This is a genomic window from Sediminicola luteus (assembly GCF_002514735.1).
Lineage (GTDB): Bacteria > Bacteroidota > Bacteroidia > Flavobacteriales > Flavobacteriaceae > HQA918.
Genome location: NZ_NBWU01000008.1, coordinates 128,443 through 151,653 on the forward strand (window position 1 = coordinate 128,443; position 23,211 = coordinate 151,653).

The following is a 23,211-nucleotide window of genomic DNA, read 5'->3' on the forward strand; positions in this document are numbered from 1 at the left end:
TTGTTCAAACCTACTTGGCCAAGCAGGTTATGGATACGGTTAATGCCGATTTCGATACCAATATCCAAATAGACCGTCTCGATCTTTCACTGTTGTTTTGGGATGCTTCCTTAAAGGAGGTGTTTATTGAAGATCATCATAAAGACACCTTGATTTATGTCAATAGACTTACCACCTCAATTAGTAGTATTCGAGATCTGGCCAATGGCGATTTATTGTTTAAGGACATAAGTCTGGAAGGTCTTACTTTCAACCTTACTACCTATGAAGGGGAAACCGATACCAACCTCGATGTTTTTGTTGATAAGCTAGATGATGGCCAACCCCGAAAACCGGGCGAATCGCCTTTTCTTTTAAAATCCGATGGGGTGTTTATTTCCGAAGGTAGGTTCCGACTGATTGATTATAATCTGGAGACCCCAGTAGTTCTTGATTTTACCGAATTGGAAGGGGAAACGCAAAACCTAGAGATTATTGGGCCCGATGTGAACATTTTGGTAGATAAGTTGGCCTTTATGACCGAACAAGGCGTGGTCGTGGAAAAACTAACTGCCGATTTTCATTATACCAAATCCCAAATGCGCTTTGAAGATTTTGGGTTGAGTACTGGGAAATCCGATTTAAGTGGCGAGATCATTTTCACCTACGACCGAAAAGACTTGGTCGAATTTTTTGATAAGGTTCAGCTGGTAGGGCATTTTCAAGATTCTAAGGTGTCGCTAGATGATATCAATGCGTTTTATAATGAGTTTGGCCAAGGTAAGGAGGTGCTCGTGAATTCACAATTAAGCGGCACCCTTAATGAATTACGTTGTACTAAATTGTTTATGCAAACCGGGCGTACCGGCGGGCGTGGCGATTTTACCTTTCATAATCTGTTTAGCAAAGACGCTCCCTTTTTTATGGATGCCGATGTTAGGGCTATTACCACTTCGTACTATCAATTGCGGGGGCTAATGCCACGGGTTTTGGGTAATTCCCTGCCCACGGCCTTGGAAAAGTTTGGGACATTTCGGGTAAGTGGCCCAGCTAAAGTTTCTGAAACCGAAGTAAACGCACAACTTAATGTGCGTTCGGCCATTGGGCATGGCTATTCCGATCTACAGATAACCGATTACGACAATGCCAAAAACGCCGATTATAAAGGTTTTGTGTCTTTGATCGATTTTGATTTTGGGGCTTTTCTAGACAATGAAAGTTTAGGTAAGGCCACCATGGATATTAATGTGGAAGGCGAAGGTTTTGAACGGGAGACCTTGAATACCGAGGTTATTGGTAAGATCTATAGTTTCGGTTTTAATGGGTACGATTATAAGGAGGTCAATGTTTCCGGAATCTTAAAAGAACAATTGTTTGATGGAAGGCTTACCTCCAACGATCCTAACTTTAAATTCGATTTTTCCGGCCTGGCCGACTTTACCGCCGAACGAAACGATTTTAATTTCAGGGCGAATGTAGATTATGCCAACCTTTATGCACTTAACTTTAATAAAGACACGGTATCGGAGTTCAAAGGGGTAATCGATATGGATGTAACCGGTCGTACTTTAGACAATATGGTGGGGACCCTTTCCTTCGAAAAAACCAGTTATAAAAATCCTAACGACACCTATTATTTTGAAGATTTTCAGGTCTCATCCACTTTCGAGTCAGATACTTTACGGGTAATCGATATCAACTCCCCAGATATTTTTAATGGCTATATAAAAGGTAACTTCCGGGTTCGCGAATTGGGACAAATGGTACAGAATTCCATTGGTAGTATTTATACGAACTATCAGCCCTATGAAATAAGGCCGGGTCAATTTGTAGATTTTAACCTTAAGGTCAACAGTAAGATTCTGGGCGTTTTCTTTCCAAAGGTGAAATTTGGAACTGAAACCGAGTTAAGGGGAGCTATTAAGGCGGATGAAGGCGATGTAAAGTTGAACTTTAAGTCTTCGAAGGTGTATTATATGGGTAACCATCTAGAGAACATAGATGTCCGAATTGATAACAAACAGCCTTTGTTCAATACTTTCGTCGGGGTAGGTAAGATAGATAATGAATACTATGACTTAAAAGACTTTGAGCTTATTAATACCACTTTGAACGATACCCTGTTTTTTAGAACGGAGTTTAAGGGAGGAGATAAAGCTAAAGATAAATTCAACCTGAACTTTTATCATACGTTTGAGGCTAATAACCGTTCGGTAATAGGCCTTAAAAAGTCCGACATTCAATTTAAGGGGAATACTTGGGTACTTAATAAAGAAGGTAACAAGAAAAACAAGGTGATTTTTAACTCGGCCCTTGACAGTGTGATCATAGAAGAAGTGGTCATGAACAACAATCAAAAAGAAGAGATACAGCTTCGGGGTAAAATGGCCGATACTACCTATAAGGACATCCAACTGAAGTTTAAGATTGTTACCCTCGATAAGATTACCCCCGATATTGAAGGGGTGAAATTGGACGGGGTTGTCGATGGGTCCTTGAATATTCTTCAAAAAGAAGGGGTCTACCTACCTTCTACCAATCTTTTCATAGGCGATTTTGGGATCAATGACTATCCTATGGGCGATTTTTCCATCGGTCTGGTAGGTAACAAAGATTTATCCGATTTTGTGGTCAATGCCCAGTTGGAACAGCAGGGGAGGGACAAATTCAGTTTGTTTGGTAATATAGAAAACCGGACCGAAATGCCACAAGCGAACCTGCTAATGAATTTCGATGACTTCGATGTAGCTCCCTTTAACCCGCTAGTGTCCCATATTTTTGAAGATATGCGAGGTTTGGTCCAAGGTAATGCCCGTATCACGGGCGATTTGGCCGACCCCGATATCAATGGCGTGTTAAGCCTGAATAATGCCGGTTTGGGTATTCCTTACTTAAATGTGGATTATGATTTTGGGGCCTATTCCAAAATATCGTTAATGGACAAAAGCTTTAATTTCGATAATATAAGATTGCGGGATAGGGCGTATTCTACGACCGGATACTTAAATGGCAGCATTACCCATGATGGTTTTGGTGATTGGAACTTTGATTTAGGGATCGATACACGGGGAGGGCGTTTATTGGTGTTGAATACCGAATTCGATGAGGAAGAGTTGTATTATGGGTCCGCTTTTTTACAAGGTACCGGTCGAATATCAGGGCCTCCTAACAACTTAAAAATCAATGTAGAAGGTAATACCGCTCGCGGTACCTCGTTAAAAATACCCCTGAGCGATGTAGAGAGTGTGGGGGATTATTCCTTTATAAACTTTATAGATAAGAATGAGGTCATTGCCCTGGAATCTTCCCGACAATTAGACGAGTACGATAATTTAGAGATGGTTTTTGATTTAAACGTTACTCCGGAGGCTGAGGTTGAAATCGTGGTAGATCAAGAGAACAAAAGCACTTTGAAAGGGCGGGGTGAAGGTATACTCTTGTTGGAAATCGATACCCAAGGTAAATTTAATATGTATGGGTCTTATGTGGTGGTAGAAGGCTCGTATAGGCATAGGATAGGGGCTGTGGTAGATAAAACCTTTTCGGTAAAACCTGGCGGTACTATTAACTGGGAACGAGATCCCTTGGCGGCAAACTTACTTTTAGAGGCAGTATATTCACTAACGGCCAATCCGGCACCCTTGTTGGATAACTCTTCTTATAGTAGGCGTATTGATACCGATGTGGTTATTCGGTTAACAGGTGAGTTAGAGCAACCCGAAATCGCTTTTGATATTGAATTTCCCGGTGCGGGATCTATAATTGAGTCTGAATTATTGTTTCGTTTGCAAGATCCCACGGTTCGCGAACGTAATGCCATTTTCTTAATGGCCCAAGGGTCTTTCGTAGACGAACAAAGTGGTTTTAACCAACAGGCCGTTACCGGTAATTTGATTCAGTCGGCTTCCGGAATGCTTAATCAAATGTTGGATAACGATTCTGATAACTTCAGTTTTGGTCTTACCTACGAACAGGGGTATGTAAACCGTAATAGCGATCGCCCCCAAGAAGATCGGTTGGGGGTAAACGTATCTACCAAGATTAGTGACAAGGTCTTGTTCAATGGTAAATTCGGAGTGCCGGTAGGGGGGGTAACCGAAACCGTGGTGGCCGGTGATGCCGAAGTAGAGGTGTTACTGAACGAAGACGGTACCCTAAGGGCCCAGATTTTCAATCGTGAAGACGAAACCCTACAATTCATAGGTCAACAACAGGGTTATGTACAGGGAGTAGGGGTGTCTTACGAAGTAGATTTCAATACATTCAAAGAGCTCATGCGGAAGATTTTGGGCAAAGAAGAAGACCCGGCCCAGGAAAAAAGTGCCTTGCCTCAAGAGTCCCCACAAATTATGGGGAAGGATAGTTTGATCCGCATTTCGACCAAGAAAAAGACCTTAAATAACTAGTTTGTTTTGAATGGCTGGAAATGCCGCCTCGATTCATTGGATTGCACCAAAGTGGTTTTTCTATTTTTTACGGTTTATGGATGTATGATCTAGGTTTGTTCGTTAAAAAGTATTCGTGAGATTTTTTACTGAATTGGCCTTTTGTGTAAAAAATTGTTAACGAAAACGTTTGAATTATATAAATGCTTCAAAAAACAGGATATTTTCGCTGTTTTTTATAATCGAAGTTTCTTAATTTTACACCCTTAATTTTGAAGATGACGAGATCAATCAAAAAAATAGGGGTTTTTACCTCCGGGGGTGACTCTCCCGGAATGAACGCGGCCATTAGATCGGTAGTGCGGGCCTGTGTATATCATAAGATTGAATGTGTTGGTATCTATAGGGGTTATCAGGGTATGATCGAAGGTGATTTTAAACCTATGGACGCCCGTAGTGTTAACAACATCATTAATAAAGGCGGGACCATTTTAAAATCAGCTCGTTGTTTAGAGTTTAAAACGGCTGAAGGAAGAAAACAAGCCTACGATAATTTACGCAAAGAAGGTATTGATGCTTTTGTGGTTATTGGCGGTGACGGAAGCTTTACCGGGGCCCATATTTTTGCCCAGGAGTTTAATTTTCCGGTAATGGGTATACCAGGTACCATTGATAACGATATTTACGGTACCACATTTACCTTAGGGTACGATACTGCCTTGAACACTGTGGTTGAGGTTATCGATAAAATTCGTGACACCGCAAGTTCGCACAACCGTTTGTTCTTTATTGAGGTAATGGGTCGCGATGTGGGCCATATAGCCTTAAATGTAGGTGTGGGTGCTGGTGCCGAAGAAATCCTGATTCCTGAGGAAGACCTTGGTTTAGATCGTTTACTAGATTCTTTAAAGCGAAGTAAGGCATCCGGAAAATCGTCTAGTATCGTAGTAGTTGCAGAAGGCGATACCACGGGTGAAAATGTATTCGAACTTAAGAAATACGTTGAAAAACACTTACCTATTTACGATGTACGAGTGTCTGTTTTAGGACATATGCAACGTGGCGGGGCCCCGTCTTGCTACGATAGGGTCTTGGCTAGCCGTATGGGGGTTAGCGCCGTTGAAGCCCTATTAAAAGGCGAATCGGATAAAATGGTGGGCGTACAAGACAACAAAATGATTTTTACCCCGATAAGCAAAGCCATAAAGGGGCATACGGTTATTGACACCGAGCTTATTAGGGTTTCAGATATATTGACTATTTAATTAACGACAAAATAAAGTAAGATGTCAGCATTGAAAATTGGAATTAACGGATTCGGACGTATAGGTAGATTGGTATTCAGGATAGCTGCCGCCCGTGAAGATGTGCAGGTAGTTGCCATTAACGACTTGTTAGATGTAGAGCACTTGGCCTATTTGTTAAAGTACGATTCGGTTCATGGTCGTTTCGATGGTACCGTTGAGGTAGCCGATGGGCAATTGGTAGTTAACGGGCAAACCGTGCGTATTACTGCAGAGCGTGATCCAAAAAACCTACAGTGGGATGCCGTTGGTGCTGAAGTAGTAGCCGAATGTACCGGTATCTTTACCACCTTGGATATGGCCCAGTCCCATATCGATGGAGGTGCCAAAAAAGTGGTTATCTCTGCACCTTCTAAAGATGCGCCAATGTTTGTAATGGGCGTTAACCATAACGAGGTTAAGGCTAGTGATACTATCGTTTCCAACGCTTCTTGTACTACCAATTGTTTGGCGCCATTGGCAAAAGTGTTGCACGATAATTTCGGAATCGCCGAAGCTTTGATGACTACCGTTCACGCTACTACCGCTACCCAAATGACCGTAGATGGTCCGTCGCGTAAAGATTATAGAGGTGGGCGTTCGGCTATGTTGAACATTATCCCAGCTTCTACTGGTGCTGCCAAGGCCGTAACAAAGGTAATTCCTGCTTTGGAAGGAAAATTGACAGGTATGGCCTTTAGGGTGCCAACTGCCGATGTTTCCGTAGTGGATCTTACCGTAAAATTAGACAAAGCTACTTCTTACGAAGAAATTAAAAAGGTGTTTAAAGCGGCTTCAGAAGGCGAGTTGAAAGGTATTTTGGGCTATACTGAAGAGGCTGTGGTTTCCCAAGATTTTGTGGGTGAGGCCATGACCAGTGTTTTCGATGCCGGTGCCGGAATCGAATTGAACCCTCAGTTCTTCAAAGTAATATCTTGGTACGATAACGAAGCCGGATATTCTAATAAATTGGTTGATTTGGCGCTTCACGTTTCCAAATTGTAAACCAAACACCAAACTGATAACGGGTGTCTGAAAAGGCACCCGTAAATACAACCGAATATGATACTGATCGTAGATAGTGGGGCCACCAAAGCCGATTGGATTGCCATGGATGCCGAAGGGAACCAGTTATTCTGTACCCAAACCCTTGGTTTGAGCCCGGAAGTATTGACCCGCGAGATTATTTTAGATCGACTGGCCAATAATTTTGAGATTTCCAAGAACAAGGAAGTGGTAACCCATCTCCATTTTTATGGGGCCGGTTGTGGTACGCCAAGAATGCGAAAGTTTTTAGGTGAGATATTCCAAGGCTTTTTCCCCAAGGCCCAAGTAGAGGTTAAAGAAGATACTTATGCCGCCATTCATGCTACGACTAAAATAGGAGAGCAGGCCATTGTTTGTATTTTGGGAACAGGTTCTAATTGTAGCTATTACGACGGACATCAGTTGTTTCAAAAGGTAAAATCCTTAGGGTATATTATCATGGATGACGGTAGCGGGAATTTCTTCGGTCGAAAACTGATCCGAGATTACTACTATCATAAAATGCCCCAAGATTTGGGAATGAAGTTTGCCAAAGAGTATAATCTCGATGCAGACAACCTAAAAGAGAATATGTACAAACAGCCGAACCCGAATACTTATTTGGCTACGTTTGCCCGTTTTATCATTGAAAATAAAGAACATGCATACTGTAAAGGGGTTATTTATAAAGGTTTACAGCAGTTTGTGAACAATTTTATAATGCAGTTCGAATTGGCTACTAAAGTACCGGTTAATTTTGTGGGGAGTATCGCGTACTATCTGCAAGATGAATTAACCGAAGTTTTGGAGCGAAACGATTTAATCAAGGGTGTCATCAGACAGCGCCCCATTGATGGTCTGTTAGAGTTTCATAAGGCCACTATATAGGTTGAAACACTATTTTAATAACATAAAAAAGGCGCTTACCTGTTTCGGGTGGCGCCTTTTTTAATTTTTTAAATTTATGTGTTTATGAGCCTATGGCCAAAACCGATATCTCTACGTTTACGAATTTTGGTAGATTGGCTACTTCAACGGTTTCACGTGCCGGAGCCGTGTCTGCGTCAAAATATCGTCCGTATACTTCGTTGATCAATGCGAATTGATGCATATCTTTTATAAAAATAGTCGACTTTACGACATGATCAAAGCTTAATCCGGCCTCGGTTAAAATAGCTTGTAGGTTTTGCATACAACGCTCGGTTTCTGCTTGTATGTCGCCTTCTATCAATGCGCCGGTAGCTGGGTCAATGGCTATCTGGCCCGAAACATAAAGGGTGTTTCCGTGCATTACCGCCTGATTGTATGGGCCTATTGGTGCCGGGGCTTTGTCGGTTTGAATTATTTTTTTCATCTCATTAGGGTTTTAATTGAATAAGAAGGGTTTTGTGTAACTCGATTGGAATTATGTTGTGTTACAATGACTTGTTCTAATTCGTTTTAGGGTCGAATTTAGGACATGTGTCAAATGTAATGAATTCGTGAAAAGGATTGGTTTATTGAATGCTGACTGGGGGCTGGCTTCGGCTTTCCCATTTAATATCCTGAAGGATAGAACTCTTGATGCCCAAGAAGAAATACCAGCGTTCGTAGGTGCCGAAGGGTGTCCATGAGAAATCCATCCGGAAGCTTTTTAAATCTCTGGCAAAACGGAATTGTGTCAATGTAAACCCTTTGTTTACAAAGTCGTAACCAGAAGATACCCCTACACTCCAGCGTGGTGATAGCTGAATGTTGCCAGAAAACATAAGCGAATTATTGCTTATTTCGTTTTGCCTGCGTGCATTGGAGTATGTTGCGGCATAGGCAAAACGGAGGTCCCATGGCATTTTGGTTCCGTATACCGGGTTGTCTACATCACCACCTTTATCGTCTTTGTATTGGCGTTCACTAAAGTTCTCGGCCTTACCGAAGAGGTCGTCGTCACGTCCCCCACTTTGGGCTACATAATCCCGGGCCTCTTTATTTTGCTCATCTTGTTTTTCCTTCGAAAAAATATCACTGGTAATGGAGTAACTGATGTTCATACTGGCTCGGGTAAGTCTAAACAAACTGCCGCCATTGTTAATGTTCCATTCGTCTACTCGGTTTCCCGCATTGTCTAAGGCGTAGGGGTCTAGACTTCCTGAGAAGTTGATAGACATTTTATTGTCCAAAATGCTAGTTCCGCCACTAACACTTACGGGTTGCAATTTAAATTCATCGGCCTGGAAATTATACCCGGTAGAGAAGTTTAAACTTTTAAGTATCGATATTTTTTTAGCTTCGGTAGCGGTAGAGTCCCGGTCCCGTACCTTGGCTTCCAAAGTATTCTGTAATGAAAAGCTAATAGCACTGCTTTTGTTGAGACTTGGGGCCCCGTACAAGGTGCCTTCGAAACGACTGTAATCTACAAGTTCATCATCTCGTTCGTAAGTGTCATAGAATTGGTCGAAAGAAGGTGCCCAACTATAACTGATAGAAGGTCGCATCACATGGCGAAATGCCTGTACTTTTCTGTGTTCTCCCCTGTTAAAGGTACCGTAGACAGTAGTACCGATACTGGTAGATAGATTGTATCGGTTATAGCGGTCGAACCCACTCACCGTGTCACGAACCACACCATTTATCGCCTCGTCGTAACGTTGGTTAAAGGTCTTTGCGGTCCATACGTCTTCGTAGGTACCCCCCATACTGACACTGAAATATTTAGCAATTTTAAAATTGGTGTTTAGGGGTATGGTGTGTCGCGCCCCTATTTTCGCTTCTTTGAACATTTGCGGTTTAAATATCAGGGAGTCTACCGTACTGATCCTGTTTTCGGCCCTAACATTGTATTGCATATTAATGTTCTGAATAGCTCCTTTTTTAATGCCATCCCTTTTTGCGAATGGGAAAATCCGTTCTACGCTACCCGTAAAGGTCGGCAGGGTCATGTCTATGTTACCCGTACGCGTATTTTGACTATGGGTAGCGGTAATCCCAAAATTAATCATGGGAAAGGTAGGTATGGTCTTATTGTACGATACGGACGAACTTAGGGTGTTGTTTTGGGTATTCGGTATATTTTGCTGCTTGAGGGAGTTGGTATAATAATTACTACTACCTAAGTTGACCGAGGCCGAAAATCTTGAATTGGGGTTGCTTTTCGGGTCTTGGGCGTGAGAAACTTGTATATTGAAAATAGTATTTCGACCATAGTCGCTAAATCCTTTTTGGCTAGTGACCAAATTCTCATAATTGAACCGGACCGTACCGTTGAATTTATAGCGCACCCGATAGGCAGATTGCATCCTGAAGCCGTAACTACCATTGGTGTAAAAATCACCGGTCATGCGTAAATCGGCGTAATCGTCTATAGGTAGGTAATAACCCCCATTTTGCAAGAAATACCCACGGTTAGGGTCGTTCCCAAATGTTGGGAATATGAGTCCGGCCGTTCTTCCTGTTGTCATTGGAAAATAGGCAAAAGGCAGTGCGATTGGGGTGGGTACATCTGCGATGTACATATTACTGAATCCGGCAATGATTTTTTTCTTAGGTACGAATTTGGCTTTCCTTATCCTGATATAGTAGTCGGGATCCGCGGTATCTTTAGAGGTGGTAAGTTTACCTTCATATAAAAAGTATACCGAATCATTCTCTTTTTTGGTAACCTTGGCAAAAACGTTCATGGCATCGCTACCAAATGAGCCTAACCCTGCTTCTTGGGAAGAACGTGAGTTCCAAATCAAGGCCTTTTCCGTATCAAAATTAAATCGAATGGAATCTGGGGTGACCTCATTGGTGCCTTGTTTAAAATGGGGGTGTTGTGTGTAAACGCCTAAAGAGTCTTTTAGCCGGCCGGCATATACTTCGTTGGTTATGTAATCCAAGACAATAATCCCAGCCTTTAACTCGGTGTCTTCATAGTAAACTTCAGCTTCGTTATATAGGTATATTTTCTGTTCCTTTTGACTCAGTTTAATCGAATCTTTGGCCTTGTATTCGATTTTAGAGAGCAAAGAATTTCGTTTTGGGGCAATGGTATCGGTAGAAACACTATCGATTTCGGTTTGGAACTCTTTGCCGAGATCATCGGGCAGTCCGGGCACTATAATGGTGTCTTTGAGGGCCTTAATAGGTAGGGGTTGCACTTGGTCTTCCTGGGCCTGAAGGGAATAAATCCCTAAAAGGACGAGAATCGCAAAAAGCAAAAAATGTTTGTTTGATTGCAAAGCTAATAATCCTATTTTTGTAAGGCTTTGTAATCCCTATTAAGTTGGGGATTTTGGGCCAAACTTACGCATATTTTTTGGTCTGCTCGTAGCGCATTACAATAAATTTAACCAATAATCGGAATAGTATTTTCCACGTTTTTATGAAATCGGATAACCGTAGTTTTCTTCATTTTGTTCGTGTTCTTTTATTTTTTGCGTTTTGTCCGCTTGGCTTGTATTCTCAACAAGCTAGTGACAAAACCTTTACCGTAGTACTTGATGCCGGTCATGGAGGGCATGATCCGGGAAATTTGGGTAATGGGTATTTTGAGAAGAATATCGCCCTAAAAATTGTACTGAAGGCGGGTAAAATGCTAGAGGGAGTATCGGGTATCAATGTAATCTATACTCGAAAAGATGATACTTTCGTCGATTTGTTCGAGCGAGGGGCCATAGCCAATAAGGCCAAGGCCGATCTTTTTGTTTCGGTGCATTGCGATTCCCATAATTCAGATGCCCATGGTGCCGGAACCTTTGTTTTGGGTTTGCATGCCAATAAACAAAATTTCGAGATTGCCAAAAAGGAAAACTCGGTTATTTATCTAGAAGATAATTTCGAGGAGCGCTATGCCCAATATGATATCAATTCGCCAGAATCGGTTATTGGTTTGACCATTATGCAAGAAGAGTTTTTAGACCAGAGTATTGCATTGGCCAAGATGATTCAAGATAATTTTACAGCACAATTGAAAAGAAAGGATAGAAAGGTAAAACAGGCGGGTTTCATAGTACTGCATCAGACTTTTATGCCCAGTGTATTGGTCGAAACCGGTTTTTTGACCAATAAAAAAGAAGGTTCTTATTTGAATTCAAGCAAAGGACAACAACAAATGGGTAATGCCATTGCTAAAGCTGTTTTGAAGTATCGTGAGAATGTTTTGGGTTTGCCGGCCCCAGAACTCGTTGAGAATCCTACAAAAGCTTTGGTAGAAAAACCAAAAACTAATGCAGTGGTTCCTAAGGAAATGGAGTCAGAGTCGACTAAGCCTGTCGAGGTGTCTAAAGAGCCTCAGTTAGAAGTAAAAACTACCAAATCGGTGGAACCCCAAAAAGCCGCTAAAGTAGATAATGGTGTTAGGTTTAGTGTTCAAATAATGGCGAGTTCTAAAGATTTGGAGTTGAAAGAAACTAATTTTAAAGGCTTGGTCAATGTACGAAAAGAGCCCTTTAATAGGTTGTTTAGGTATCTCTACGGTGATGCCAAGAACTTTTCAGAGGCTCAAAAACTACAAGATTTTGCCAAGCATAAGGGGTATGATTCCGCTTATATCGTGGCCTATAAAGATGGTGAACGTATCGGTATAACGGCTGATATGAAATTGTCTGAAGATTAATTCAAGTATAGTGTTTTTGATGAGTGTTCTAAACAATGGATTATTCATTTGAATTAGGATAGGATCTTTGAAAGGATACGATTACCGAAAAAAGATGTATTTAACATATAATAATGCGTTGAATACTTAGTTTAATTATAATATTTGCCCAGAAAATCCCTCGAATGAAACATATTAAGAATATTTGCTGTATCGGTGCTGGTTATGTAGGAGGTCCTACTATGACGGTTATTGCCAATAAATGCCCAGAGATTGATGTTACCGTTGTGGATATCAATGCCCGACGCATTGCTGATTGGAACAGTGAAAATTTAAATGAGTTGCCTGTTTACGAACCGGGACTACCCGAGTTGATTAAGGAAACTCGAGGTAGAAATTTGTTTTTTTCTACCGAAGTAGATGCAGCTATTGATAAAGCTGATATGGTGTTCATATCTGTGAATACACCTACCAAGACCTATGGAAAAGGAAAGGGGCAAGCAGCGGATTTAAAATATATCGAATTGTGTGCTCGAAACATCGCCAAAGTAGCCACAACAGATAAAATCGTGGTAGAAAAGTCTACGTTACCTGTAAGAACAGCTCAAGCGATTAAAAATATTCTTGATAATACAGGGAATGGGGTAAATTTTGAGATACTATCCAATCCCGAGTTTTTGGCCGAAGGTACAGCAATTGACGATTTGTTGAATGCCGACCGAGTGCTTATTGGTGGTGATGAAACGGAATCGGGTCAAGAGGCAAAAAATGCTTTGAGTTGGGTGTATGAGCACTGGTTGCCCAAGGAAAGAGTATTACAGACCAACGTTTGGTCTTCAGAGCTATCCAAGTTGGTAGCGAATGCTTTTTTGGCACAAAGGGTCTCTTCTATTAACTCAATTTCCGCTTTATGTGAAAAAACGGATGCCAATGTTGCTGAAGTTTCCCGGGCCATAGGTTTCGATAGTCGAATCGGTCCTAAATTCTTGAATGCTTCCGTTGGCTTTGGAGGGTCTTGTTTCCAGAAAGATATCTTGAACCTGGTTTATATCGCAAAAAGTTTTGGATTGCCTGAAGTCGCTGATTATTGGGAGCAGGTTATCCTTATGAACGATTACCAAAAAAGAAGGTTTGCAGAAAATATAATAACGACCCTTTATAATACGGTTTCCGGTAAGAAAATCGCATTTTATGGTTGGGCCTTTAAAAAAGACACCAACGATACTCGAGAAAGTGCAGCAATCTATGTCGCAGATGCTTTGTTAGAGGAACAAGCAGAAATCGTGGTGTACGACCCCAAAGTGACCGCTGAACGGATTTATGCCGATTTAGATTATTTGGGCACAAGGACTTCTGAAGAGAACAGAAGGCTGTTAACAGTGGTTACAGATCCTCTAGAGGCTATCCAAAACGCGCATGCTGTAGCGGTTTTAACTGAATGGGACGAATTTAAATCGTATGATTGGGCTGCGATTTTCGAGGCTATGCTGAAGCCTGCTTTTGTATTTGATGGCCGCCGTATTCTAGATTCGGAAAAAATGGATACCTTAGGATTCAAATACTATAAGATAGGCGAATCGTGACGATATTGGTAACCGGTGCTGCCGGCTTTATTGGTTTCCATATAACCAAAGTGCTTGTCGAACAAGGGTATAGTGTCATTGGGTTAGATAATATTAATGATTACTATGATGTTGATCTTAAGTTAGATAGGTTAAACGATTTAGGATTCAATAAACTAGAAGCCCGGACTTTTGACAAGGTTTGCCGAAGTGAATACCATAAGGCACTAAGGTTTGTTCGAATAAACCTTGAAGACAAAGCTAGCCTAGATAAAGTATTTCTAGAAGAAAAACCAGAAGTAGTTTGTCATTTGGCTGCACAAGCCGGGGTTCGGTATAGCCTAGAAAACCCTGATGCTTATGTGCAAAGCAATGTGGTGGGGTTTGTCAATCTTTTGGAATGCTGTAGGCATTTTGAGGTAAAACACTTAGTTTACGCTAGTAGTTCCAGTGTCTATGGGGCCAATGAAAAAATCCCTTTTTCCACTGATGATAATGTAGATCATCCGTATAGTCTGTACGCGGCCACGAAAAAGAGCAACGAGCTTATGGCCCATACCTATAGTCATTTGTATGGGTTTGCTACAACAGGGCTGCGCTTTTTTACAGTATACGGACCTTGGGGAAGGCCTGATATGGCCATTTACCTTTTTGCTGATGCCATAAGCAAAGGGAAGCCGATTAAGGTGTTCAACCACGGTGAAATGGAGCGCGACTTTACCTATATAGATGATATTGTAGAAGGGGTGAATCGTATTTTGCTTTCGGATGTAACGAATCGTAAGAAGTATAAACTCTACAATATAGGGAATAACGATTCGGTCAAACTTATGGATTTTATAAAGGCCATTGAGTCGAATTTTGGTATGGTTGCCCAAAAAGAAATGTTGCCCATGCAGCCGGGAGATGTGCCTAGAACTTGGGCAGATGTCTCCGATTTGATGCGTGATTATGGTTATGCGCCAAATACTACTGTAGAAGAAGGTGTGAAAAAGTTTGTTGATTGGTATAAGGATTATCATCAGGTAAATGGCTGACCTTATTTAACCTGCCCTGATTATGGTTTTTTGGTTTTATCCATTCCAAATTGGTACATAGATGTAAAGGCGCTCCAAAAATTATCATTAATTTTGTGGGTAACTGAAAACCCACTCTTTTGAAATTATCCAGAGAAGCAAAAACGGGCATAATTGTTATCGTAGGTACCGTTTTACTTATTATGGGCATGTCGTATCTCAAATCGACCCCCATTTTTGATAGACAAATGACCCTGTATGCCGTTTATGATCATGTGGGCGGACTCCAATCTGGTACTGCGGTTACTATAAATGGTTTAGGTGTAGGTAAGGTCAAAGACGTTCGCTTTAAAGATGCTAGCGGCAAGTTGGTAGTTACCCTTTCGGTAGATGACGATTTTAGTTTTTCCAAAAACAGTTTGGCCGAATTATACGATACCAGCCCAATTGGAGGTAAAGGATTGCAAATCGTTCCCGTGTTCGATGGTTCGGTGCCCATTCAGTCTGGTGATACGTTGATAACCCAGGCGAAACCAGGGCTGACAGATGTTTTTCTCGAGCAACTCTCTCCCGTAAAATTAAAAATGGAAGGCGCTTTAAGTAGTGCCGATAGCTTATTGGGTAATGTGAATTCCGTGTTGGATGATACTACCAAGCAAGATCTTCAGGCCAGTATTGGCGAGTTGAAAAAACTAATGATCGGATTAAACCAAACCGTAGCCGTATTTAATAAAAACAAGGGTAAACTTGATGCTACCTTTGGCAATTTGGCCACCCTCTCGGGTAATATGGCTAAAATATCCGATAGCCTTGCCCAAGCCGGTTTGGCCGAAACCGTGGCCAGTTTACAAGGTACGGCCAAAAGTTTTGATCGAATGTTGGCCAAGATGAATGCAGGCGAAGGTACCTTGGGCAAAATGATGACCGATAAGGAGATGTACGATAATTTGAACGAATCTTCCAGACAATTGCATTTGTTGTTGCAAGACTTTAGGTTGAATCCAAAGCGCTATGTAAACGTCTCCGTTTTTGGTAAAAAGCAAAAAGAATATTCACTGCCGGAAACCGATCCGGCTCAGAAAACCAACTAATAATGCTATCCAGTATCGTTTTTATTGTACTGTTTCTGGCAGCGGTAGGTTTCTTTACAAGAAATGTACGCCGCTTGGTTAGAAATATTAAGCTAGGTCGCGATGTAAAAGTCGATGATAACAAACCCCAACGTATGCAGAATATGCTGCGTATTGCGCTCGGTCAATCGAAAATGACCGTTAGACCTGTAGCAGGTCTCTTGCATATTGTCGTTTATGTGGGCTTCATTATTATTAATATTGAAATGCTCGAAATCGTTTTAGACGGTATTATGGGCACCCATAGGCTCTTTTTGGATTTTATCGGTCCTTCTGTTTATGGGGTGTTGATCGGAGCATTTGAAATCTTGGCCTTATTGGTTCTGGTTTCCGTAATCGTTTTCTGGGTTCGTAGGAATATTATCCGCTTACAACGTTTTATAAAACCAGAAATGAAAGGTTGGCCTAAAAACGACGGGAACCTGATTTTGTATTTCGAAATGGTACTCATGAGTTTGTTCTTGATTATGAATGCCACTGATCCGGCATTTCAGGCCTTGGAGTCAGGAAATGTGGTCAGTGGGTTTATAGCTCCACTTTTCAATGGAATGGAGGCTGGTACGGTCCATTTAATCGAACGTTCGGCTTGGTGGCTGCATATTGTCGGAATACTTATCTTTTTGAATTACCTCTATTATTCCAAGCACTTACATATTATCCTTGCCTTCCCAAATACCTATTACGGAAAAGTGTCGCCAAAAGGTCAATTGGACAACCTAGATGCGGTTACCAACGAAGTGAAAATGATGATGGATCCCGATGCCGATCCCTATGCGATGCCAGAAGAAGGCGATACCGCCGAAGAACCGGCCAAATTTGGGGCTTCCGATGTTATGGATCTGAATTGGGTACAATTGTTAAACGCCTATACCTGTACCGAATGTGGTCGTTGTACTTCCGAATGTCCGGCCAATCAAACCGGTAAAAAACTTTCACCCCGAAAGATAATGATGGATACGCGCGATCGACTCGAAGAAGTAGGGCGCAATATAGATGCGAATAAAGGGGAATTTAAACCCGATGACAAACAGTTGTTGGGTGATTATATTACTCATGAAGAACTTTGGGCCTGTACCACTTGTAATGCATGTACCCAGGCTTGTCCGGTAAGTATAGACCCACTTTCCATTATTGTAGAAATGCGTCGCTATTTGGTTATGGAAGAGTCAGCCGCGCCTACCGAATTGAATAATATGATGTCCAATATTGAGAATAACGGCGCACCTTGGCCTTATAACCAAATGGACCGTTTAAACTGGGTTAACGAATAAATCACCACTTATGGAAACAGCTTTGAAGGTAAAAACCATGGCCGATTTTATGGCCGCCGGAACACAGCCAGAAATCTTGTTTTGGGTGGGTTCTGCCGGTAGTTTCGACGATAGGGCCAAAAAAATATCGAAAGCTTTTGTGAAAATCTTAAACAAGGCTGAGGTAGATTTTGCGGTATTGGGAACTGAGGAAAGCAGTACGGGCGATGTAGCCAAACGGGCCGGGAACGAATTTTTGTTCCAAATGCAGGCCATGATGAATATCGAGCTATTGAACGGCTATGAGGTAAAACGCATTGTAACTTGCGACCCACATTCTTATAATACCCTCAAAAACGAATACCCAAGCTTGGGCGGAAACTATGAGGTGGTACACCATACCGAATTCATTAAGGAATTGCTAGATAAAGGTCGTTTGCAACTTGAAGGTTCTGCCTTGGCTGGTAAACGCATTACCTTTCACGACCCTTGTTATTTGGGGAGGGCCAATTCGGTTTACGACGCCCCACGTGAGGTATTGTCTAAAGCCAAGGCTAAATTGGTAGAGATGAAGCGCCATAAACAAACTGCTTTGTGCTGTGGGGCCGGAGGGGCGCAAATGTTCAAGGAGCCCGAAAAGGGTGATATGGATGTTAATGTGCTGCGTACCCAAGATGCTTTGGCTACCAATCCGGAAATAATTGCCACGGGTTGCCCATATTGTAATACCATGATGACAGACGGCATAAAAGCTCATGAAAAAGAAGCCAGCGTTTCGGTTTGGGACGTTGCTGAATTGATTGCCCAGGCGGCCGCTTTGTAAATAAACTTTGAAGTTAGGTATATGTTAGTAGGATTTGATGAGTTGCCCGATTCGGCCCGTATATGGATTTATCAGGCCAATAGGGCTTTTACCGAAGAAGAAAAGACCGAGATAGAAACCAAGACCCAAGCGTTTCTTAATCAATGGACAGTGCACGGAGACAGTCTAAAGGCAGGTTTCCGGATGCCATATAACCGTTTTATCGTTATTGGGTTGGATCAGGGGCATAATATGGCTTCGGGTTGTTCCATTGATGCCTCGGTACGCTTTATTCAAGAACTGGAAAGTACTTATGGGGTGGATTTACTCGACAAAATGAACGTTACCTATAAACAAGGGGAGTATATTGCCTATAAGCCATTGAAAGACTTTAAAAAAATGGCTAAAGAGAAAGCGGTGGGTAAAAAAACCATTGTTTTTAATAACTTGGTAGCCAATAAGCTGGAATTTGAATCGGCTTGGGAAATTCCTGCCGAAAACAGCTGGCACGCCCGCTTTCTATAAAACCTACTTTTAAACCAACGCATACATGCAAGCTTTACGAGGCTGTCTCGGCTATATCTTTTGTTTTCTCTGGTTTTTTGCCCATGCGCAATCCGACCCGTTACAGAGTACTGATTCCTTGGCTCAACAAAGTTGGGTGAATACTACCTATGATGCCATGGATATGGATCAGCGGATCGGGCAATTATTTATGATGTCGGTTAGCTCTAACCATGGGGAGGCGGCCAAGGCGAAAGTGGAAAAATGGATCAACGAGTTTCATATTGGCGGACTTATCTTCTCTAAAGGTGGCCCCGAACGTCAGGCTAGAATGACCAACGACTTTCAAAAGGCATCCCGCCTACCCTTACTGATTGGTATGGATGCCGAATGGGGACTAGCCATGCGTCTCGATTCTACTTTTGCCTATCCTTGGAATATGACCCTGGGTGCCATACGCGATAATAAACTGATAGAGGAAGTCGGGAAAAGGGTAGGCGTCCATTGTAAACGCCTAGGGGTGCACATCAATTTTGCCCCGGTTGTCGATGTGAACATTAATCCGGATAACCCCATAATCGGTAACCGTTCTTTTGGGGAGGATGTGGCTAACGTTTCCCAAAAGGCCTTGGCCTTTATGACGGGTATGCAAAGTGTGGGCGTTCTGGCCAGTGCTAAACATTTTCCCGGGCATGGCGATACGGCGACCGATTCGCATCACGCGCTTCCGGTAATCGATTTTCCTTTGGCGAGACTGGATAGTGTAGAACTGGCTCCCTATAAAACTTTGATACAGGGCGGTTTGGCCAGTGCCATGGTGGCACATTTAAGTGTGCCCTACTTAGAGGCTGAAGAGCTACGGCCTTCGTCCTTGTCCAGAAGTGTGATCAGCGGACTTTTAAAGGGTTCATTGTCCTTCGATGGTTTGGTATTTACCGATGCCTTGAATATGAAAGGAGTAGCCAATTATGGTCCTGAGGGTAAGGTAGCCGTAGAAGCCCTTTTGGCCGGAAACGATGTTTTGTTGATGCCTTCTGATATCGGCCAGGCCGTTACAGCTATTAAAGAAGCCGTTGCCAGTGGTAGGTTATCTGAATCGCGTATTGAAGCCTCGGTAAAAAAAATACTGAAGGCCAAATATAAAGTCGGCTTGTACAAACCATCACCACCAATTGAACTGCCAGGACTAGCAGCTGATTTAAATGCCTTGGAAGATAGGCTGTTGTATGCCAAAACCTGCCAAAGCGCTATCACGGCCATTCGCAACCATGTATCGGTATTGCCTATAAAAAGGTTGAAGAACAAGAAAATCGCCTATGTCGCCTTAGGTGATGACGATGGTACGCCTTTTTATCAGACCTTACGAAGTTATGCCGATGTAACTTGGGTAAAAGCTAAGGACATCAGTTCATTACGTGGAAAGTTGGCCGCGTATAATACGGTAATCGTAGGTTTCCATAAAAGTAATGCAAGCCCTTGGAAGTCTTTTAAATTTAACAATAAGGACCTTTTCTGGCTCACAGAAATGGCGCGTATGACATCTTCCAATCTTATTTTGGCCAGTTTCGCCAAACCTTATAATCTGGGTAAGATTCCCGATTTTAAGCATATTGATGGGGTTTTGGTGGGCTATCAAAATAGCCCTGTAATGCAAGAGCGTATGGCGCAGGCCATATTTGGAGCCAATAAAGTAGAGGGCGTACTACCGGTGAGTGTACATCCCGATTTTCCAGTTAACACCTCGATTGCTTTCGAGCCCATCCATCGCTTAGGGTATGCCATGCCCGAAGAAGTAGGAATGACCAGTGAAGCCTTGGCAAAGGTAGATACCTTGGTGCAACATGGCCTCGATTCGTTAATGTTTCCTGGTGCACAGGTGTTGGTGGCCCGAAAAGGCAAGGTGGTCTATCACAAGGCGTTTGGAAAGACGACTTATAAAGGGGATACCCAAATCGATTTGGATAAAAAATACGATTTGGCTTCTTTGACCAAGATTTTAGGAACGCTTCCCATGGTTATGAAAATGGAGGAAGAAGGGAAACTGGGCCTTGAAACCACTTTCGGGGAAATGCTTCCGGTATTGGCTGAGAGTGAATTGAAAAATGTCACCGTCCTAAAGGCATTGTCCCACTATGGTCGGCTTCCGGCTTGGATCGCTTTTTACATTGATACCTTGGATGAAAGCCGGAAGCCAGCCCCGGAATTCTATAGAAACCATAAAACTGAAGGATTCAACACTAAGGTTTTCGATAAGCTCTATTTGGCCGATGTTTATCAAGATTCCATTTATAACCGAATCGCGCGCCAAGATTTAAAATCTAACCGATACAGATACAGTGATGTGGGTTATTATGTGTTCAAAAAGTATATCGAATCTTCTTATAGAAAGCCCATCGATCTATTGGTAAATGATTTTTTGTATACTTCTTTAGGGGCCTATAGTGCGGCCTATAACCCATTGGATCGGTTCAAAAAAGAAGAGATTGTGCCCAGTGAGGAAGATACTTACTATCGCTATCAACGGGTACAGGGATATGTGCACGATATGGGGGCAGCCATGCAAGGTGGGGTAGGGGGCCATGCAGGCTTGTTCGCCAATGCCAACGACGTAGCCAAGATTATGCAAATGTACCTTCAAGGTGGGTATTATGGTGGCGATCGTTTTTTTGAGACCCGTACCGTTAAAAAGTTTAATACGTGTTATTTCTGTCATAAAGATGTACGTCGCGGGGTAGGTTTTGACAAACCCCAGCTTAAAGGGGGCGGGCCGGCTTGCGATTGTGTTTCCAGTAGTAGTTTTGGTCACAGCGGCTTTACGGGTACCTATACCTGGGCCGATCCTGAAGAAGAGTTGGTCTATGTTTTCCTTTCCAATCGTACTTATCCGACCGCTTCGAATACCTTACTTGTTAAAACTGGCTTAAGAACACGTATTCAAGAGGCCATTTACGAGGCCATTCTTAATTAATATCGGTAGATTTGTTGGTATTGGGGCCGATGGCTGTCCATGATTTATCAAGAATACGCATCCGGCGGGGCTGTTATGATTATTCTTTTGATAAATATGTCTTCCTAAAGGTTTCCTAAGTTTCATAACAACAGAATTCGTAGATGAAAATTGCTATAGTATGTTATCCTACCTTTGGAGGTAGTGGGGTGGTGGCGACCGAATTGGGAATAGCATTGTCCAAACGTGGACACGAAGTGCACTTTGTGACCTATAAACAGCCGGTGCGGTTGGAGCTTTTGGGGAACAATATCCATTTTCACGAAGTTTTTGTACCCGAATACCCTTTATTCCATTACCAACCTTATGAGCTGGCCTTGTCCAGTAAATTGGTGGATACTATTCGTATGTATGATATAGAGGTGCTGCATGTACATTATGCCATTCCGCATGCCTATGCGGGCTATATGACCAAGCAGATGCTTCGAGAAGAGGGTATACATATCCCAATGATTACCACCTTGCATGGTACCGATATTACCTTGGTGGGGCAGCATCCATTCTACAAACCAGCCGTAACCTTTAGCATCAATAATTCAGATGTGGTTACCAGTGTTTCCCAAAGTTTGAAAGAACAGACCCTAGCTAGTTTCGATATCCGCCAAGAGATAGAAGTAATCCCAAATTTTGTGGATCGTTCTAAATATGGCAGTGATTTTACGGATTGTCAACGCTCATTAATGGCCGAAGACCATGAACGTATCGTGACCCATATCAGTAACTTTAGAAAAGTAAAACGGATTCCCGATGTCATAGAAGTTTTCAAACGTATCCAGGAGGCCATGCCTGCAAAAATGATTATGGTAGGCGAAGGCCCAGAGAAAGAACATGCCGAATGGTTGTGCGAGCAATATGGTATTATGGATAAAGTACTTTTTTTAGGAAATAGTAGGGAAATTGACCGGATACTCTGTTTTTCGGATTTATTTCTCTTGCCATCTGAAACGGAAAGTTTTGGTTTAGCCGCTTTAGAAGCCATGATCAATGAGGTTCCGGTTATTTCAAGTAATGCCGGTGGAATCCCAGAAGTTAATATGGAAGGGGTTACGGGGTATTTAAGTCCGGTGGGAGATGTTGAAAACATGGCCCAGAATGCCATTCATATTTTAGAAGACTCAGAAAGACTGGAAACCTTTAAAAAACGAGCCCTTGAAAATGCCATGCGTTTCGATATACAATCTGTTATGCCTTTGTATGAAGCTGTTTATGAAAAAGCTTATGCCAATAGAAAAACTTGTTAAATGCGAACTTTACACCCACTTCTAGCCTTTTGGCTTTTATTGATAATGACCGCCTGTCCGAGCCAAAAAACGGTTTTAAATATGCAGAATGATTCAACTCGCCCCCAATTATTAACCAAATTGGTTTGCGATCAATATGGAGGGCCATCTGATGCCCAAATCTTGATAATTGAGGAAGAATCGGCTTTAAAAACATTCTTTACGGGGGTAAATAAAATGCGTAAACCAGGAATTGGTATACCTAATGTCGATTTCTCAAAAGAAATGATCGTGGTGCAATGTAATGGAGAGAAAAACGGTCCAGCCCAGGTATCACTTGAGGTGGATGAAATGAATGCAGACGAAATCATTTTAGTACAAAAGGAAAGGAAAACGGAAGCCATGGGGGTTACGGTAATGACCCAGTCATTTTGTGTGTATAAAATGCCAAAAACCAAGAGGCAAATCCGTTTTGAAAAACTGCCGTAATTTCCTG

16 protein-coding genes are annotated in these 23,211 nt (G+C 42.2%); 14 read left to right on the plus strand and 2 right to left on the minus strand.

What is annotated here, in order from left to right; translation table 11 throughout:
• The first annotated feature begins 14 nt into the window (after positions 1 to 14).
• From B7P33_RS18195 to B7P33_RS18210, 4 genes are all read left to right on the plus strand, one after another.
• Positions 15 to 4,385 carry a translocation/assembly module TamB domain-containing protein gene (locus B7P33_RS18195; protein ID WP_245871838.1) on the plus strand — a complete coding sequence of 1,457 codons (4,371 nt, stop codon included), beginning with the start codon at positions 15 to 17 and terminating at the stop codon, positions 4,383 to 4,385.
• A 257-nt stretch (positions 4,386 to 4,642) separates the two neighbouring features.
• Complete coding sequence (pfkA, locus tag B7P33_RS18200; protein ID WP_097443666.1) at positions 4,643 to 5,629, plus strand: 6-phosphofructokinase; 987 nt, start codon at positions 4,643 to 4,645, stop codon at positions 5,627 to 5,629.
• Positions 5,630 to 5,650: 21 nt separating this feature from the next.
• Positions 5,651 to 6,652 (plus strand): type I glyceraldehyde-3-phosphate dehydrogenase, encoded by a 1,002-nt coding sequence (gene gap / locus B7P33_RS18205; protein WP_097443667.1) that lies wholly within the window; start codon positions 5,651 to 5,653, stop codon positions 6,650 to 6,652.
• A gap of 57 nt (positions 6,653 to 6,709) precedes the next feature.
• Positions 6,710 to 7,561, plus strand: a complete 852-nt coding sequence (locus B7P33_RS18210) for an N-acetylglucosamine kinase (protein WP_097443668.1) — start codon at positions 6,710 to 6,712, stop codon at positions 7,559 to 7,561.
• 82 nt (positions 7,562 to 7,643) lie between these two features.
• Here B7P33_RS18210 and B7P33_RS18215 read toward each other — a convergent pair whose 3' ends face one another.
• Both B7P33_RS18215 and B7P33_RS18220 read right to left on the minus strand, forming a co-directional pair.
• Entirely contained in the window at positions 7,644 to 8,027 is a 384-nt protein-coding gene (locus B7P33_RS18215; protein WP_097443669.1) for a RidA family protein, read from the minus strand.
• Between the two features lie 142 nt (positions 8,028 to 8,169).
• The gene (locus B7P33_RS18220) at positions 8,170 to 10,848 is read right to left on the minus strand and encodes a putative LPS assembly protein LptD (protein ID WP_245871839.1); all 2,679 of its coding nucleotides are present in this window, start codon (positions 10,846 to 10,848) and stop codon (positions 8,170 to 8,172) included.
• 164 nt (positions 10,849 to 11,012) lie between these two features.
• Here B7P33_RS18220 and B7P33_RS18225 point away from each other — a divergent pair, with 164 nt between their 5' ends.
• The 10 genes from B7P33_RS18225 (at position 11,013) to B7P33_RS18270 (ending at position 23,204) form a co-directional block, all read left to right on the plus strand.
• Entirely contained in the window at positions 11,013 to 12,245 is a 1,233-nt protein-coding gene (locus tag B7P33_RS18225) for an N-acetylmuramoyl-L-alanine amidase family protein (RefSeq protein WP_097443671.1), read from the plus strand.
• Between the two features lie 164 nt (positions 12,246 to 12,409).
• Positions 12,410 to 13,807 (plus strand): nucleotide sugar dehydrogenase, encoded by a 1,398-nt coding sequence (locus B7P33_RS18230; protein ID WP_097443672.1) that lies wholly within the window; start codon positions 12,410 to 12,412, stop codon positions 13,805 to 13,807.
• Positions 13,804 to 14,823, plus strand: coding sequence for an NAD-dependent epimerase (locus B7P33_RS18235; protein WP_097443673.1), 1,020 nt, complete (start codon positions 13,804 to 13,806; stop codon positions 14,821 to 14,823). The genes B7P33_RS18230 and B7P33_RS18235 overlap by 4 nt, the downstream gene beginning before the upstream one ends.
• Positions 14,824 to 14,942: 119 nt before the next feature.
• Positions 14,943 to 15,893 (plus strand): MlaD family protein, encoded by a 951-nt coding sequence (locus B7P33_RS18240; RefSeq protein ID WP_097443674.1) that lies wholly within the window; start codon positions 14,943 to 14,945, stop codon positions 15,891 to 15,893.
• A gap of 2 nt (positions 15,894 to 15,895) precedes the next feature.
• Positions 15,896 to 17,203 (plus strand): 4Fe-4S dicluster domain-containing protein, encoded by a 1,308-nt coding sequence (locus tag B7P33_RS18245; RefSeq protein ID WP_097443675.1) that lies wholly within the window; start codon positions 15,896 to 15,898, stop codon positions 17,201 to 17,203.
• A 10-nt stretch (positions 17,204 to 17,213) separates the two neighbouring features.
• On the plus strand, positions 17,214 to 18,005 hold the full coding sequence (locus B7P33_RS18250; protein ID WP_172435998.1) for a (Fe-S)-binding protein: 792 nt from the start codon (positions 17,214 to 17,216) through the stop codon (positions 18,003 to 18,005).
• Between the two features lie 21 nt (positions 18,006 to 18,026).
• Entirely contained in the window at positions 18,027 to 18,509 is a 483-nt protein-coding gene (locus B7P33_RS18255) for an ABC transporter ATPase (RefSeq protein WP_097443676.1), read from the plus strand.
• Positions 18,510 to 18,534: 25 nt separating this feature from the next.
• Complete coding sequence (locus B7P33_RS18260) at positions 18,535 to 21,456, plus strand: glycoside hydrolase family 3 N-terminal domain-containing protein (RefSeq protein WP_097443677.1); 2,922 nt, start codon at positions 18,535 to 18,537, stop codon at positions 21,454 to 21,456.
• Between the two features lie 143 nt (positions 21,457 to 21,599).
• Positions 21,600 to 22,736, plus strand: coding sequence for an N-acetyl-alpha-D-glucosaminyl L-malate synthase BshA (gene bshA / locus B7P33_RS18265; RefSeq protein WP_097443678.1), 1,137 nt, complete (start codon positions 21,600 to 21,602; stop codon positions 22,734 to 22,736).
• A gap of 81 nt (positions 22,737 to 22,817) precedes the next feature.
• Entirely contained in the window at positions 22,818 to 23,204 is a 387-nt protein-coding gene (locus B7P33_RS18270; RefSeq protein WP_141402511.1) for a hypothetical protein, read from the plus strand.
• Positions 23,205 to 23,211: the final 7 nt, after the last annotated feature.